The sequence below is a fragment of the Microbacterium sp. HD4P20 genome (assembly GCF_019449275.2).
In the GTDB taxonomy this organism is placed as follows: domain Bacteria; phylum Actinomycetota; class Actinomycetes; order Actinomycetales; family Microbacteriaceae; genus Microbacterium.
The window spans coordinates 162822-178158 of the sequence record NZ_JAHZQZ020000010.1; the positions used below are offsets into that span (position 1 = coordinate 162822).

13 protein-coding genes and 1 pseudogene are annotated in these 15337 nt (G+C 67.9%); 6 read left to right on the plus strand and 8 right to left on the minus strand.

Annotated elements, in window-relative coordinates:
• Positions 1-65: 65 nt before the first annotated feature.
• From K0817_RS02965 to K0817_RS02975, 3 genes are read right to left on the minus strand one after another with little or no spacing between them, the layout of a single operon-like run.
• Positions 66-1517 carry an APC family permease gene (locus K0817_RS02965; protein WP_219979870.1) on the minus strand — a complete coding sequence of 484 codons (1452 nt, stop codon included), beginning with the start codon at positions 1515-1517 and terminating at the stop codon, positions 66-68.
• A 33-nt stretch (positions 1518-1550) separates the two neighbouring features.
• Positions 1551-2855: an NAD(P)/FAD-dependent oxidoreductase gene (locus K0817_RS02970; protein ID WP_219979871.1), complete on the minus strand. Its 1305-nt coding sequence runs from the start codon at positions 2853-2855 to the stop codon at positions 1551-1553.
• An 18-nt stretch (positions 2856-2873) separates the two neighbouring features.
• Positions 2874-3212 (minus strand): cupin domain-containing protein, encoded by a 339-nt coding sequence (locus K0817_RS02975; protein ID WP_219979872.1) that lies wholly within the window; start codon positions 3210-3212, stop codon positions 2874-2876.
• 103 nt (positions 3213-3315) lie between these two features.
• Here K0817_RS02975 and K0817_RS02980 point away from each other — a divergent pair, with 103 nt between their 5' ends.
• Together K0817_RS02980 and K0817_RS18670 are read left to right on the plus strand one after the other, a co-directional pair.
• Positions 3316-3888 (plus strand): TetR family transcriptional regulator, encoded by a 573-nt coding sequence (locus K0817_RS02980; protein WP_253735140.1) that lies wholly within the window; start codon positions 3316-3318, stop codon positions 3886-3888.
• Between the two features lie 439 nt (positions 3889-4327).
• Positions 4328-4537, plus strand: a pseudogene (locus tag K0817_RS18670) (deaminase); the annotation flags it as partial.
• Between the two features lie 119 nt (positions 4538-4656).
• On the opposite strand, the gene K0817_RS18675 reads toward K0817_RS18670, so the two are convergent.
• Positions 4657-5862, minus strand: coding sequence for an alpha/beta fold hydrolase (locus tag K0817_RS18675; protein ID WP_253735141.1), 1206 nt, complete (start codon positions 5860-5862; stop codon positions 4657-4659).
• 321 nt (positions 5863-6183) lie between these two features.
• Here K0817_RS18675 and K0817_RS02995 point away from each other — a divergent pair, with 321 nt between their 5' ends.
• Positions 6184-8190, plus strand: a complete 2007-nt coding sequence (locus K0817_RS02995; RefSeq protein WP_219979874.1) for an ATP-dependent helicase — start codon at positions 6184-6186, stop codon at positions 8188-8190.
• 220 nt (positions 8191-8410) lie between these two features.
• On the opposite strand, the gene K0817_RS03000 is transcribed toward K0817_RS02995, so the two are convergent.
• The gene (locus tag K0817_RS03000) at positions 8411-8938 is read right to left on the minus strand and encodes an RNA polymerase sigma factor (RefSeq protein WP_219979875.1); all 528 of its coding nucleotides are present in this window, start codon (positions 8936-8938) and stop codon (positions 8411-8413) included.
• Positions 8926-9498 (minus strand): hypothetical protein, encoded by a 573-nt coding sequence (locus tag K0817_RS03005; RefSeq protein ID WP_219979876.1) that lies wholly within the window; start codon positions 9496-9498, stop codon positions 8926-8928. Before K0817_RS03005 ends, K0817_RS03000 begins: the two co-directional genes overlap by 13 nt.
• A 337-nt stretch (positions 9499-9835) precedes the next feature.
• On the opposite strand from K0817_RS03005, the gene K0817_RS03010 reads away from it, so the two are divergent.
• From K0817_RS03010 to K0817_RS03020, 3 genes are all read left to right on the plus strand, one after another.
• Entirely contained in the window at positions 9836-10267 is a 432-nt protein-coding gene (locus K0817_RS03010) for an NUDIX domain-containing protein (RefSeq protein WP_219979877.1), read from the plus strand.
• A 166-nt stretch (positions 10268-10433) separates the two neighbouring features.
• Positions 10434-11501, plus strand: a complete 1068-nt coding sequence (locus K0817_RS03015) for a Gfo/Idh/MocA family protein (RefSeq protein ID WP_219979878.1) — start codon at positions 10434-10436, stop codon at positions 11499-11501.
• Complete coding sequence (locus K0817_RS03020) at positions 11498-12532, plus strand: Gfo/Idh/MocA family protein (protein WP_219979879.1); 1035 nt, start codon at positions 11498-11500, stop codon at positions 12530-12532. The genes K0817_RS03015 and K0817_RS03020 overlap by 4 nt, the downstream gene beginning before the upstream one ends.
• A 23-nt stretch (positions 12533-12555) precedes the next feature.
• Here the strand turns inward: K0817_RS03020 and K0817_RS03025 are convergent, their stop codons facing one another.
• Both K0817_RS03025 and K0817_RS03030 read right to left on the minus strand, forming a co-directional pair.
• Positions 12556-13284 carry an alpha/beta fold hydrolase gene (locus tag K0817_RS03025; RefSeq protein WP_219979880.1) on the minus strand — a complete coding sequence of 243 codons (729 nt, stop codon included), beginning with the start codon at positions 13282-13284 and terminating at the stop codon, positions 12556-12558.
• Between the two features lie 166 nt (positions 13285-13450).
• Positions 13451-15337 carry a hypothetical protein gene (locus K0817_RS03030; protein WP_219979911.1) on the minus strand — a complete coding sequence of 629 codons (1887 nt, stop codon included), beginning with the start codon at positions 15335-15337 and terminating at the stop codon, positions 13451-13453.

Consider the following 15337-nt stretch of genomic DNA (forward strand, 5'->3'; position numbering starts at 1 on the left):
AAACACCCGAACTCAGCCTGTAGTGCGCGGCCTACGAAGCGCCTTCGTAGCCGATCACACGTCGGCTAATCGGCGGCGACGAATTGGTCCGGCCGACGTTCGGTGATGACGCCGACTGAGAAGGCGATGGGTACGAAGGCCAGGAGGGTGGCGGCGGTGATGACGTCCCCGCCGATCAGTGAGGTGAAGTTGGTGACAACCAGGACCAGCACGCCGATGAGAAGCAGTGCTGCGATCGTGGGTGCGACGCGGGTCTGCCACGGTTCGGTAGCGTGGGTCCGTAGAGCGTAGACGACGACGGCGATCGAGCAGAGCACATACAGCGTCACGAGCGAGGCGACCGCCAGACCGCTGAACCACGAGAACAGGGTCAGGATCGGGTCGAGATTCAGGATCGCGAACGGTGCGGTGAGGAGCACGGCCGTGATGGACTGCACCCAAGCGGCGGCGTGCGGGGCCTGGTGCCGGTTGGTGTGCGAGAGCCGCTTCGGCAGCGACTTCTGGCTGCCGAGCGCATGCACATAGCGGTTGATCCCATTGTGGAACGCCAGGATGCCGGCGAACAGCGAGGTGACGAGAAGGATGTTCGCAACCACTCCGGACCAGCTTCCGATGACGCCGTCGAGCGCCTGGAACACGAACTGGGTCGAGTCGCCCGACATGACGGCGCTCTCCGCCGCGGCGATGGCGTTTTCGGCGCCATAGTAGGAGATGAACATCCACGATACGAATGAGAAGAAGATCGCGATCACACCGACAGAGAGATAGGTGGCGCGGGGGACGGTGCGCTTGGGGTCCTTTGCCTCACCGGAGTAGATCGCGGTGGACTCGAAGCCGAACATCGAGGCGACGGCGAACATCAGCGCCACGCCGGGAGCGCCGGCCATGATGGCGCTGGGGGAGAAGCTTGCGGCGAAGTCGATGCTGCCCTCCGGCCCGCCGCCGCCGGTGAACAGGGCGCCGAGCGCGAAAACCAGGAGGATGGCAACTTCTAGCCCGACCAGCACCGCGAGGACCTTCGCGCCGAGTTTAATGTTGAGCGAGCCGAGCAGCTGGATGATGGCGATCGTGATGATGACCGGTACCCACCACGGGATGCTCACCCCGAGCGTGGCGAGCAGGCCGCTGACACTTGCGCCATAGAGGCCATACATGGCCGCCTGAACGGTGCTGTACGCGAGCAGCGCGAGCCACGCCGACCCGGTGCCGGTCCGTTCTCCCAGACCCGCGCCGACGTAGGCGTAGAAGGCCCCCTTGCCGTCGATGCGTCGGCTCATCGCGATGAACCCGATGGCGAAGACCACGATGATGACGCCGATAAGCAGATAGGCGCCAGGCGCACCCGCCCCATTGCCGAGCAGGATCGTGAGCGGCAGCGCGCCGGCGATGCCGGTGAGCGGGGCTTGTGCCGAGAGGACGAAGAAGAGGATGCCCAGCACACCGACCGCACCCTTGCGCAGGTCTGTGGATGCGGTGGCGGTAGCGACGGGGACAGGGCTGGATTGCTTGAGCGACATGAGGATCGTCCTTGATCTCGTGCGGTGGTGGGGTTAGACAGCGACGGGTTGCGCGGTCGTGAGGATGGCGCGAGCGGCTTTCAGGCCGCTGTCGATCGCGCCGTCGATGAAGCCGCCCCAGCCGTCGGCGATGTCGGACCCTGCAATGCGGATCCGACCGTGCGGCTGCTGAAGGGCCGGGAGTGAGTCGGTCAAGAAGCCGATGCGGTGCATCGGCCAGGTCTCACGGGCGTATTCGTCGTCGACCCAGTTGTGGCCGACGCTCTCGACGACCGTCGCGTCCGGGACGAGCCGGTTGAGCAGCTGCTGGATGGCTGCGGTGTCTTCGGCGTCGATGGCGTGGGAGTCCGGGCCGAAGCCGATCACGAACGTCTTGTTGTTCGCGATGTACTCGGATTGGAAGAAGTTGAGCGGCCAGTCTGCTCCGCCGAGCGCTACGAACGCGGGGTGCTCGCCCTCGATGGTGAACCACACCTTCGTGCCCAGACCGAGTTGTCCCTGTTCGGCTGCGGTCTCCACAGCGAGGGGCAGTGCGGGGGTGAACGCGATGCGTCGAAGGGTCTGGATGGGTACGGCGAGCACCACGTCGTCTGCCTTGTACTGGACGCCGTCGGCGGTGGCGAGTACAGCCCCCCGGTCATCCTGGCTGATGCTGCGGACGTCAGTGCCGAGCCGGAATTCTGCGGTCGTGTCGGCCTGGATGGCCTGCGCGAGGGCCTTGGTTCCGCCGGCGATCTTGTAGGTCGCGCAGGCCTCGAACATCACCTTCCAGTCGCCGTTGGTGAGGGCGACCCACCGGAGCGCCTGCGTGAACGCGGCATCCTCGATCCGGCCGTTGAAGTTGAGCGTCCAGAACGATTCGAGCAGCGCGCGCTGCTCTGCGGAGATCGGAAGGAGGTCGATTTCGTCGAGAAGCGAAACGTCGTCGAAGTCGGCCAACAGCGCCGATTCGAGCGGGGCAAAGGGTTGCGGAAAGACCTCTCGGGAACGAGCCGCGAGGAGCTCGTTAGGGCGGTCAAGGAGCTTGAGGAGTTCGTCGGGGCTGCCGGCGATGGCGCGCGCGCCGTTCCACCAGTAGGCGTTTTGCGGCACCGGGCTCGGCGCCAGGCCGATACCGTAGCGTCGCAGCTCGGCCCAGACGTGCGGCTGTGTCCAGTGCACCCAGGTGCCCCCGAGTTCGAGGTTCAGCCCCATCCGCTCGTCGAGCCAGGTGCGCCCGCCGATGCGGTCGCGGGCCTCGAGGACCGTCACGCGCTTGCCGGCGTGCGCGAGCTCGCGGGCGGCGGTGAGGCCGGCGAAGCCGGCGCCGATGACGATGACGTCGGAGGTGTTGTCCATAGTGATCTGTGCGCTCGCTCAGGAGTAGACGAAAAACTCAACGGTCGGCTCAAGCACGGTCCAAGTCGCCGGGACTCCCTTGTTCAGCGACGCAGAGCCGCCGGCGGTGAGCTCGATCGGCTCGCCGCCCTTCGGCTCGATTCGTACCCGACCCTCGACGATGTGAACGGTCTCGTCGGCGTGACCGACGACAAGCATCGGGCCCGGCGTCTCATCGGGGGACACGAACCAGTACCCGGCAGACAACGCCTCCCGACCACCCTCACCTGGGCGGCGCACCCACTGGACGACGCCGACCTCGAAAGGCTCGGCGGCGGCGCGGTCGATTGAGCCGGCGATCGTGAACTGTTCAGACATCGGTCGTCCTCCTCGGCAGGGTGGCGCTGCGGTGCGCTGAGAAGATTTAAGCAAATGCTTAGTTCTTCGCACAAGGGGCAAATTGGGTGAGTACCATGAGGGCGTGGCGCGTGTGGCATACGGCGAGGGCCGAGACCTGCTGATCTCTGCGACTGTCGACGTCGTCGCGGAGAAGGGCTTGCGCGGCCTTACTTTCCGAGCCATCGCCGAGCGCGCGGGTGTCAACAACTCGCTGATCGCGCATCACTTCGGCACTCGGGAGGCGCTCCTCGCCGCGGCGCTCGAGTGGGCGGTGGAGCGGTCGATCGAAACCACCGACCTCCTCGAGCTCGCATCCGAGAAGGAGTTCGCGGACACCCTCTTGGAAGCGATCTCGGTCCGCCCCGAGCTGCAGGCATTCCAGTACGAGATGATCCTGGAGGCACGCAGGAATGAGCTGTATCGGGCGCCAGTGATCCGGCTCTACACCCGCTATCACGAGGTGGTGATGGAGAGCCTTCGGCACTATGACGTCGAGGGAGACGCAGACGCGATCGCGCGGGCCACCTTCGCAGCACTCGATGGCATCGTGCTGCAGTACATGGCAGGTGTCGACCAAACCGACCTGCGAGGCGCGCTCGAGCAAGTATGGGCGGGCATACGACCAAGGATCGCGACCCCTGTATCGAAGGACTAAGAGCGACGACCGACGCCCGCCGATCCGCGGGTCGACTTGCGGCTCACTGATCACAAGAAAGCCGCATGCGCGGCGGTCGTGCCGCTTCCGTTTGCCCGCGCGATCAGCTGAGTGTGCGCCCTCGGGTCGCTATCACCGCCGCATCCGGCGTACCCGCAGCAGCGATGGCCCAGAGTACCGATTCTTCCGTCCACGTCGATCGCAGTCCGGCTCGTTTGACGTCATCGTAGGAACGGCCACCAGTGCCGCCCCACTGAGGTAGGGGGCAAGCTCATGGCCCGCGAACTCGTCTACACCGGCTTCATCACTGTCGACGGCACTGTCGACTCCCCAGCGGCACCGCCGAAGGACACCCGAACGGAGGGTGGGTCTTCGAACCCTCTTCTCGCCGGAGGCATACTCGCTCAAGAGCGAAGAACTGGAGGAGACGACGGCTCTGATGTTCGGACGCCGCAGCGATGACGCCTTCTCACGCGTCTGGCCCGCATCCGAAGACCATGTCGCATACCGGGATCGTCCCAAGTATGTCGTTTCCACGACGCTCCGCGAGGACAGCCTCGCAGCGGGTTGGGGGGAGCAATCGATCCTCCGTTCGACCGATGACGTCCGCGCACTGAAAGAGAGCGACGGCGGGTCAATCTTCATCCACGGCAGCGCTGACCTCGCTCGCCGACTCGGCACCGCCGGTCTCATCGACCGCTACAACCTGCCCCGAGAGTCCCATCCTGTTGAACAGCGAGGTTTGACCGCCGGCGGGGATATCGATGTTCAGAGCGTGTCGTCGAGCCAATCGAGGATGCGACGGTTCGCGAGCGAGCGATTGAGTGTCTCACAGTGCATTCCCGCGCCCTCGGCATCGGTGAACAGCATGAAGGTCTTCGGCCCCGGGAGCGCGTCGTAGAGCGCCTTCGAGTCCGACGCGATCGGGTCGGACTCCGCCGCCGCAACGAGCACCGGGCAGGTGATCGAGGCGATCTCCGACGGCTCAAGCTTCCACTTCATCATCTCGGCAAGAAACCCGGAGAGGTCGCCACCGCCGTTGGTCCATAGGCCGCGCTGGATGATCTTCCAGTGCATCGCGCGGTTCCCGGAGAAGAACGCCATGATCTTGTGCTCGTCCTCGTCGGACATCTCGGGCAGCCGCGCCATCGCGTCGGCGTCCAGTCCGAGCCTTGCCAGCGGTGCTGTGACCTTGACGCCGACGTCCATCTGACCGGGGTCGGCGACGATCGCGGCGAGGCGGTGCTCGTGCGCGGCGACCTGCGGCGCGAAGTAGCCGCCGAGGCTCCACGCCCAATAGACGATCCGTTCAGGGTCGACGACGTCGATGCGCAGCGCCGCGTCCACCACCGGAGTGACCACCGCATCCCAGTCGTGCCTCAGGGTGAGTCCCTCGTCGATGAGCAGCCTGCCCTGGCCTGGACCGTCGTGCAGCAGCACGTGGTAGCCGCGTGCGAGGGCGGCGATGCCGAACCCGAAGTGATTCTCGGTCATGGTCGAGTCCCAGCCACCGCCGACCAGGACAACAGGGCGACGTTCCTCTTCGTGGCCGGGTGCGCGGAGGAACCACGCCGGGAGCTTCGTGTCCCCGTAGGGGATGTCGACGGGCTCGGCGCGCACGACGCCGAGCCGTAGCGCCTTCTCGAACGTCTCCATCTGGAGGTGGAACGCATCCACGAGCCGGGGGTCGACGGGCGTGCCGTACAGAGGATGGTAGGAGATGCCGAGCCAGAGCGACGCGCGCATGTAGCAGTCGTACGCGGTCTCGGTGTGGCCCGCCGCGGCGGCCGCGTCGCCCTCTTCGATGCGCGCGCGAGCGCCGGCCGAGCAGGCCTCGAAGAAGGAGTCGTCGTCACCGTCCGTCACCTTGCTGATCATCACCTCGACCTCGCCGATGTCGGCGCCGCCATAGGGTGCGAGGCCCAAAAGGACGCTCGCGTACTCGTTCAGGATGGGATCGTCGAAGAGTTGCACGCGGGCCTCCAAAGCTGCTCAGTGATCAGGGGGTCACACGGGCCGACTGTATGCCCTGCGGGCTGGCTTGGATAGGTGCGCAGACGGGCGTGATCACCGACAACGCGTAGCGTGCCCGCGCCCTCCTTAGCGCGTGGCTGATGCTTTACCGCTGACGAGGATTCGGCCGCTCGTTCCCCCGCTTGTAGTTGCCCGTAATTCGTGCCATCAGGTGCTGCGGGTTCGCATACCGCTCGGACGCGATCACACGGACCCGCTCTCCCATCTCCGCAAAGTCGCCATGACGGCTGGATGTCGGGGGATCTGGTTACCGTCCCCTCCGTGACAACTTCTGATGCGCTCGCCGGGCTGGATCCGGCGCAGCTTGAGGCCGTCGAGCACGACGACGGGCCGCTTGTGGTCGCGGCGGGGGCCGGCACTGGGAAGACGCGCGTGCTCACCGCGCGTGTCGCGCGGTTGCTCGAGGCGGGGGTCGCGCCGGAACGGATCCTGCTGCTGACGTTCACCCGGCGCGCGGCATCCGCGATGCTCTCTCGCGCTGCGGTGATGTGCGGCGACGCGCAGGCTGCGCAGCGCATCGCCGGCGGCACGTTCCATGCCGTCGCGCACCGCATCGTCGCCGAGCACGCGCAGCATCTTGGGCTGGAGGACGTGACGGTCATCGATCCCGACGATGTCATCGACCTTATCGACCTGCTGCGCGCGGAGCATGGCCTGGACGGGACCGAGGTGCGGCTGCCCACGACACGCACCATCGCGGACATCGCCTCCCGCGCGATCAACACCGCGACCCCGGCACGCACCGTCATCGAAGAGCAGTTTCCCTGGGCGCTCGAGCAGGCCGACCAGGTCGCCGCCTTGTTGCGCCACTACCGCGACCGCAAGCGCGAGCGCGGCCTGCTCGACCTGGATGATCTGCTCATCGCCTGGCGGGCGCTTGTCGCTGATCCCGATATCGGAGCGCGGCTGCGGGCGCGCTGGGACTGGGTGCTCGTCGACGAGTACCAAGATGTCAACCAGCTTCAGGTCGACATCGTGCGCGGGCTCAGCCCCGAGGGTCGCGGGCTCACCGTCGTCGGCGACGACGCACAGGCGATCTACGCGTTCCGGGGGGCCAGCGCCGGGCACCTGCTCGAGCTCATCGAGGCGTACCCCGACGCCACGCTCGTGCGGCTCGAGCGCAACTTCCGTTCCACGCAGAAGATCCTCGACCTCGCGAACCAGGTGCGCCCGGGTGAACTGCGGCTGCGGCTCATCGCAGACCGTCCTCAGCCGGGGGCTTGGCCGACGCTGGTCACCTGCCGCAATGCCGACGACGAGGCCCGCACGATCGCGGACCGCATCCTCGCCGCGCATGTCGATGGCACGCCGCTGCGTTCGCAGGCCGTGCTGATGCGCACCGGATCCCACAGCGCGCAGCTCGAAGTCGAACTCAAGGTGCGGGGCATCCCGTTCCACAAGTTCGGTGGGATCGGCTACCTCGAGACGTCTCATGTGCGCGATTTGCTGGCGAGCTTCCGAGTGGTGCTCAATCCGGCAGATGAGGTGTCCTGGTACCGCCTGCTCACCCGCCACCGCGCGATCGGCAAGGCGAGTGCCCGCGGACTCGCAAGGATCATCGCGGACGGGGGCGTCGATCGCACGGCCGACGCGGTCGCGGCGGCACCGGCGAAGGCGCGCACCGGGCTCGCGGCGACCCTGGGGCTGCTGGGCGCCGTCAACTCCACGACCGCCGTACCGGAGCTGGTTGAGGCATGCCGCGGCGCGGTGGATCCGCTGCTGCGCGCGCATTACCCGGATTGGCAGCGTCGCGTGACCGACGTCGACGGCATCGCACAGGCCGCCGCCGGGCAAAGCGATCTCCGCACGTTCGTGAGCGAGCAGGCGATCGACCCGGTGAACGTCACCAGTGACTGGGCGAAGCAGCCACATCTCGACGAGGACTGGCTGACACTGTCCACGATTCACTCTGCAAAGGGCCTGGAATGGGACACGGTGCATCTCCTACGCGTGAACGATGGCGCGATGCCCTCGGACATGGCACTCACCTCGCCTGCCGGCCTCGCCGAGGAGGAGCGCCTCTTCTACGTCGCGCTCACCCGCGCACGCGACGCCCTCGACGTGTATGTGCCCTCACAACTGCCCACCCACCCCACCGCCTTCCTGGCGAGACATGTCGCCGCCAAGCCGAGCAGGTTCCTGACCGAGCCCGCCCGCGCTCTCATGGAGTCGGTCAGCACCGCCGCCGTCAACCCCGAGCCTCCGATCAAGCGCGCCGTCGGGATACCCCGCGTCCGCACGGACGCGTTCGACGAGCTGTTCGCCTGAACGACAACGATCTTCTTCGCCGTCTCGAAGCCGGCTCGTCGAGCCAGTCGAAAGTGCGACGGGTCGCGAGCGAGCAATTGAGCGTCTCCCAGTGCACGCCCGCGCCCTCGACGTCGGTGAACAGCATGAACGTCTTCGGACCCGGGAGCGCGTCATAGAGTGCCTTCAGTCCGACGCGATCGGGTCGGACTCTGCTGTTTCGGCGCTGTCAGGTAGGCGCTCAGTCTGTGGCGATGGGATCGTCCCACAGGGCCAGCTCCGTTCGAAGCTGCGCGCGAGCTTGTGAGAGCCTGGTTCGCACCGTGGAAGCGTTCAAACCCAGGATCTGGGCAACCTCTGCCGAGCTGAATCCGTCCCAGTAGGTGAGGCGGATGATCTCGCTCAGCTCGGCTGGAAGCCTACTGATCGCCAGGCGAAGCTCCACAGCGGTATCCGTCTCCGCGTCGCTAGCTTGAATGGCGATGCGTTCGCTCAGACGCGTCACAGCGGCAGACCGGCGGCGGTCCCCACGACGGCTGTTCAAGAGAGTGTTGCGCGCGACCACGAACAGCCACATGCGACTGGCTGCTTCTTCCCGCGGCATGCGGCCACGCGCTCGCCACGCAGTGAGGAGAGTTTCGCCGTAGGTGTCCGCGGCGTCGCCCTGGTCAGTGGCTCGTCGTTGCAGGTATCGGAGGATGTCGGGGCCGTTCGCCTCGATGCATCGCTCGAAGTGCGCGTCCCTCCCTGATGGCCTCACGCGCCGCATTCCGTCGTCTGGGCGGCCATGCTGATCGGGCTCGGGTTCAGGTCATATCCTCGTGCAGCGAGTTCATCGAAGAGGATCTCAGCAACCATCGTTCCGATCGCGCTCTGCTTGAGTTCCGCTTGAGTGATCGGGTTCGGGTTGTGCTTGGACTCGGTCGCTTCCCACACCAAGCCCTTCTCCATCTGCGTGGTGTCCAGCGACGACACATCGATACCTCGCAAGATCTCCTGGGCATCCGTCACGATGGGTGCGTCCTGGTCGAGCCCGCGGAAATCGATCCGCATGCCCTGAAAGCACAGCGATCCATCCGGCTGCGCGAAGGCGAAGATGTTGTCGGCAACCCAGCCCCACGGCGTCAGACGGCCGTCACCGGCCACTGCAACGGAACCGCCGGCAACCACCAGCAAACCGGCCACCACTCCCGCCAACCACCGACGCCGCCCCGTCCGCCGGCGGGCGGCTCTGGCGAGGATCTCGTCGTTCAAGGACGACAGCTCTGGCGGCACAACTGTCGGCGGAGAAGAGGCGTACAGCAGCTCTTCCATCTTCGTATCGTCCACGGCTCACCCTTCATCTACACAGAACATGTGCGCTCAACGTCGAGCTGTCCGAAAGACCTCGCAAACGGTCCACATCCGACCGTGCACTGAGCGGATGGACAAGCGCGCTCGCGCAGGTGATGCTGAATACGTGACGCACTACCGCTCAACGGCAAAGCGATGGATGGCCGTCGTTGGTCGCGTTCTCCTTCGAGCGATCACGGTCTTCTTCGCCGTGTTGAAGCCGGCGGAACAGATGAATGCTCAGACGACAACGCCGCCGGATGTTCCTCAGCAGAGACCTGATCAGTATCGCCCGTAGCCGGATCTACTCGCGAACGATGGATAGGTTCGGGTGATGGCGCGCGTGAGGACTGACAAGGTCGTCTGCTACGTGGTGGACCGGCAGCGGCTTCTCGTTTTCACCCACCTGGACCGCCCGTCGACGGTGACGGGAGTTCAGGTGCCGGCGGGCACGGTCAAGGCGGGCGAGAACGCGGCCGACGCGGCCGTCCGCGAGACTCTCGAAGAGACCGGCCTGCGCACACGAGTGGTTCGTGAGCTCGGCAGCTCCGAATACGACATGGCCCCGTACCGGGACGAGATCGCCCGAAGGTCGTTCTTTCAGCTCGAGCTCGACGAAGAGGCTCCCGAGCGGTGGATTGCGGGTGAGAGAGATCCCGCAACCGGAGGCGGCGCGGAGCGCTGGGAATGCTGGTGGCTTGCCCTTGCCGACGCACACGTCCTCTCCGCCGGACTCGGAGCACTGCTCGGCCGGATCGAAAGCTAGCACGCGAGGTGAGCTGTCCCCTCGCTACGACGGGCGATGGCGTCGAGCGACACCTCCTCACCCCCCGAGATCGGGAGGCTCTTGCGGCTCTCGCGACGGGCGAGAAGCATCTGGTAACGTTGCCACACGTCGGCCGAGCAACGCCACACACAGAGGAGTGCACAGCGTGACAGACGACGTCATCGGCGTGGGGATCGCCGGATTCTGGCATGTCCATGCGCCGGACTACGCGCGCAGCGCGACCGAGCATCCGGCCACGAAGGTGGTCGCGGGCTGGGATGCCGACCCGGCGCTGGCCGACGAAGGCACCGCGGATCTCGGCATCCCCGCCGCCGCATCGCTGGACGAACTGCTCGCGCGGCAGGATGTCGACGCCATCACCGTGACCACGGCCACCGCCGACCACACCGAGGTCATCACCCGCGCCATTCAAGCCGGCAAGCACGTCTTCACCGAGAAGCTCCTGGCGCCCACCGTCGCTGAGTCCGAGGCGCTCGCCACCGCCGCCCGCGACGCCGGCGTCGCGCTCGCGGTGTCGCTGCCCCGGCTGTCGGAGCGTGAGATCGTCGCGGCATCCGGTCTCATCGACGCCGGAGCCCTCGGCGAGATCACGTACGCCCGCGTGCGCATGGCGCACGACGGCTGGCTCGGCGGCTGGCTTCCCGAGCGCTTCGCCGACCCGGTCGCGGCGGTCGGCGGCGCGTTCGCCGACCTCGGCTGCCACCCCGCCTACCTCGTGCAGCGGTTCCTCGGACCCCGCCCCGCGCAGGTGACGGCCGTCTACGGTCGCGTCACCGGGCGCGCCGTCGAGGACAACGCCGTGGTGGTCGCCCGGTACGCCGACGGTGGGATCGGCGTCGCCGAGGCGAGCTTCGTGACGACCCCGGGCGCCTTCGCGTTCGAGGTGCGCGGCACCAAGGGTTCGCTGCTGTACGGCTTCGGCCGCGAGGAGCTGATCGGCAAGGGCGGAGAGCTCGGCGACGACTGGACGCCGGTGCCGCTCCCCGACGCGGCCACGTCGCCGTTCGACCTGTGGATCGACGCGATTAGTAACGGCGCCGACACCACGCACAACCTGAAGGCGGCGATCGACCTCACGCGGTTCGTCGTCGCCGCGAACACCGCCGCCGTGACCGGCGCGGCGGTCGACATCGACCCAGACACAGACATCGACCCAGACACAGACATCGACCCAGACACCGAAGCACACACCGACACAGAGGGACGGTCATGACGGTCAGCGAAGCCCGCAAGGTGCGGATCGGACTCATCGGAGCGGGCGGCATCGCCGGTGCGCATGTGGCAGGCTTCCGTCGCAATCCCGACACGGTCGAGTTCGCCGCGATCGCCGATCCGGTGCGCGAGAGCGCCGAGAAGCGGCGCGGCGACGATGAAGGCGTGCGGATCTACGCCGACTACCGCGAGATGATCGCGGCGGGCGGGCTGGACGCCGTCGACATCTGCCTGCCGCATCACCTGCACGCCGAGGCCGTGATCGCGGCCGCGGATGCCGGACTGCATGTCCTGTGCGAGAAGCCGCTGTGCCTCACGCTCGACGAGGCCGAGGCGATCGCCGCCGCGGTCGAGCGCAACGGCGTGACGGTGATGTGCGCGCACAACCAGCTCTTCCAGCCGGCGGTCGCCGCCGCGAAGGAGCTCGTCGAGAGCGGTGCCCTCGGACGTGTCTTCGAGGTGCGGACGACGTACAGCTTCTTCAACGACTTCACCGTCGAGAGCATGGGATGGCGTGCGCAGGCGGCCACCGCGGGAGGCGGCGAGCTGATCGACACCGGGTATCACCCGCTCTATCTGCTGCAGCACTTCGCAGGCGGCACGCCCGTCGAGGTCGCCGCGATGCTCTCGCGCCATCGGCTGGAGTTCATGGAGGGCGAGGACTCCGCCCAGGTGCTGGTGCGCTACGACAATGGAGTGGTCGGCCATGTCACCACGAGCTGGGCGTACGAGCCGGCGGTCGGCACCGAGAAGTTCTCGCTCGTCGGAGAGAACGGATCGCTCAGCTCCGACGGCACCACGCTCATCTCGCGCGTGCGCGGCCAGGAGCCCGTCACGGCGACGTTCGAGCCGGTGCACGAGTTCGCGGCTGAGGTGGCGCATTTCGCCGAGTGCATCCTGGAAGGGCGCCGGCCGATCCAGACGCACGTCGAGGGCATCGACGTGCTCGGCGTGATCCTCGCGGCCTACGAGTCCGCGACGACGGGCTCGGTCGCCCCGGTGCGCGCCGTCGAGAGGTCCGCCGCCGTCTGAGCCGTGGCGCGCCCGGTCAGGGCTCAGTTGCCCGGGACGAGCGGAGCGGAGTGCGCGCTCGGGGACGCGGCATCCGCAACGGATGCCGCCTGGACGATGATGCGCGCCAGGTCATCCGCCCGCTCGATCTGCGGCCAGCGGCCCGCGGGCATGTCGACCAGCGTCACGTCGTGCAGAAGCGCCAGCTCGCGCGCGGGGTCGATGTTCGCGGCCATCCACCGGCGCACGTCGTCGGCGGTGAACTCCGTGGCGACCACCGTGACGGGAACCGCGTGCCGGCGCTCGTCGGTCAGCTTCTGCACCTGATCCAGCACGTGGTCGGCGTCTTCGCGAACGCGGTCATGCCATCCCGAAAGGCTCGCGTCGACCGCGCGGTAGCCCGCCGTGTTCGTCGGGGTTCCGCGCGCGTCCAACGTGAATCCGCTGAGGACGTGCGTGCCGTGAGCGCTGGGGAGCCCGCCGACGTGCACCGCGGCGGCGACACGGTCCACGCGACGATTCAGCGCCGCGTGCACAAGCCCGCACGCCTGCGCCTGGCCGACCAGCACGACCTTGCCGGCGCAGCGATCGATCGCGGCCACGATCTCGGCGACGTGGTCGGCGAGCATCGTTCCGCTGCGGTCGGCGGTGCGCGAATCGAGGCCGCGCAGAGTGAGGGCGTGCGGCGTGTGCCCCGCCGCGGTCAGGGCGGTCGCCACGTCGTGCCACGACGACGCGCCCATCCACAGTCCGGGAACGAGAATGACGTCCATCCCACCTCCATGCGCTTGGCGTCGCGATTGCGCGAGAAGCCATGTTCGCCCCGCCGCTTGCTCGTCCCGAGGGGCTTGCTTCCCCGTCGGCGCTGTGCAAGCGGGGCGCCTGACCGTCTCGCGGCATGGCGACCGCAGGTGGGCGGGCAGGGACGGATGCCGCGGCTCAGCCGGCGCGGGCAGCGAGGGCGTCTTCGCAGCCGAGCAGCAGCACGCCGGCGCTCCAGGCGTGCGAGAGGGTGAGCAGCATCCCCTTCGGCTGGAAGCACTCGGTCTGGTAGTACCGTTCGGTCACCATTCCGCGGTAGGCGTTGAAGTCGCCGTCGAACCGGGCGACGAACTGCCTGAAGCAGGCGAGGGTCTCGAGTGCGCGCTCGCGGTAGTGCGGGTCTGCCGCGGCGTCGGCCAGCTCGAGCAGTTCGCGCGTGCAGACCAGCCCGTACGCGTGGAGGTGCTGGTTGGATGCCGAGGCCTGATCCGCGCCGCGAGTGCCGAAGTCGTACATCCCGAGCATCGTGCTCGGCGCGAACTCCACGTCGTAGGTGTAGCGGAACGTCAGCGCGAAATCGGCCGCCCGCCGTCCCAGGTCGAGCCATTCGCGGTCGCCGGTCGCGCGGTGCAGCGCCACGTAGGCCATCAGCGCGACGTAGCCGTCTTCGCTGGTGACGGCGAGGTCGACGTCCTCGGGGGCGCCGTGCAGGTACTCGTCGTGCACGAACCGGGCGTAGTAACGGCCGGCCCGCGCGGCGGCGTCGAGATAGCGCCCATCCCACGCCGCGGCCTCGACCAGCGCGCCCACCCACGCCAGCCCCGCCGAGCCGCTCCACGACAGCACCTCGCCGGTCTCAGCATGGTGGATGCTGCCGAGGTTGCCGTCGTCGCGCTGGCGGGCCACGACGACGTCGAGGTTCGATCGCGCGGCGTCGCGCCACTGCGGGCGATCGGCGAGGGCAATGGCGCGCACGAGGAACTGCGTCGCCTCGCCCAGCGTCCGGCTGTGCAGTCCACGGCGGTGGGTCGTCCAGCTCTGCGTCCATCCCCTCTCGCGGTACCACACGCCCCACAGCGTGCCGCTCGGCGACAGCTCGGCGGTGCAGAAGTCGATCACGTCGAGCGCGGCGTCACGAAGGGCCGGGGCATCCGTCCGCTCCGCGTGGCGCAGCATGGCGTAGGCCCACGGGATGCCCGAGACCCAGCCCACGTGCATCGCCTGACGATCGACGGAGGTGCCGTCGCGCCCCGAGACCTCGCGGTCGAAACCGACGGTCTCGAGCAGCACTCCCGGGTCGGGGTCGTAGTGCCAGCGCAGGAGACCCTCGGCGCTGAGGGCGGCGGCCGTCGGCACATCGACCCACGGGCGCAACGGTGCGGAAGAGACGGATGCCGCGTGCAGAGCCCGCAGCACCGGGGCGTAGTCGTGGCGGTCCGGGCCGAGCACGTGCACGTGCACCGAGAGCTCGACCGCATCGCCGGGGTCGAAGCGGTGACGGAGCACCTCGGCTGGGCGAGGCCGGCTGTCGCCGTAGTAGGTGACGGGGAACTCCCTTGCCGGGAACGTGGCGCTCAGCTCGGCAGCGCCGTCCCGGAGCGCGAAGCCGAGACCAGTGAGCCCGAGAGCGGTGACGGGCTCGACCGACAGGGCGAGGCCCGCCGCTCCCGGTGACGGCCACACGAACGCGACTGGCGTGGCCGCCCGATCCGAGCGGAAATGCCATTCGTCGCTCACGAACGCGGCGTGCTGCTCGGGGGCGCGGGCGCCGGCCTCGAAGCGCGGATAGAGCCGGTCGTTGGTCGCCGGCCGGTTCTCGCCGTAGAACAGGCCCGGGATGAGCCACCACGGGTCGTCGGCGTCGCCGGCCTGCACGGTGACGCGGACGGCGGCCTCGACCGGGCTCTCGCCGTCGAAGCGCACCATCACGCGGTGCACGTCGCCGTCGGCGAAGACGGCGACGTGGAAGTCCGCGGGTTCTGCGTCGAGGATCGTGACCGTCGGCGCGGTCGGCGCGGTCGGCGCGGTCGGCTTCGTGCCGATCGGCTCAGCCGGTGGCGTCAT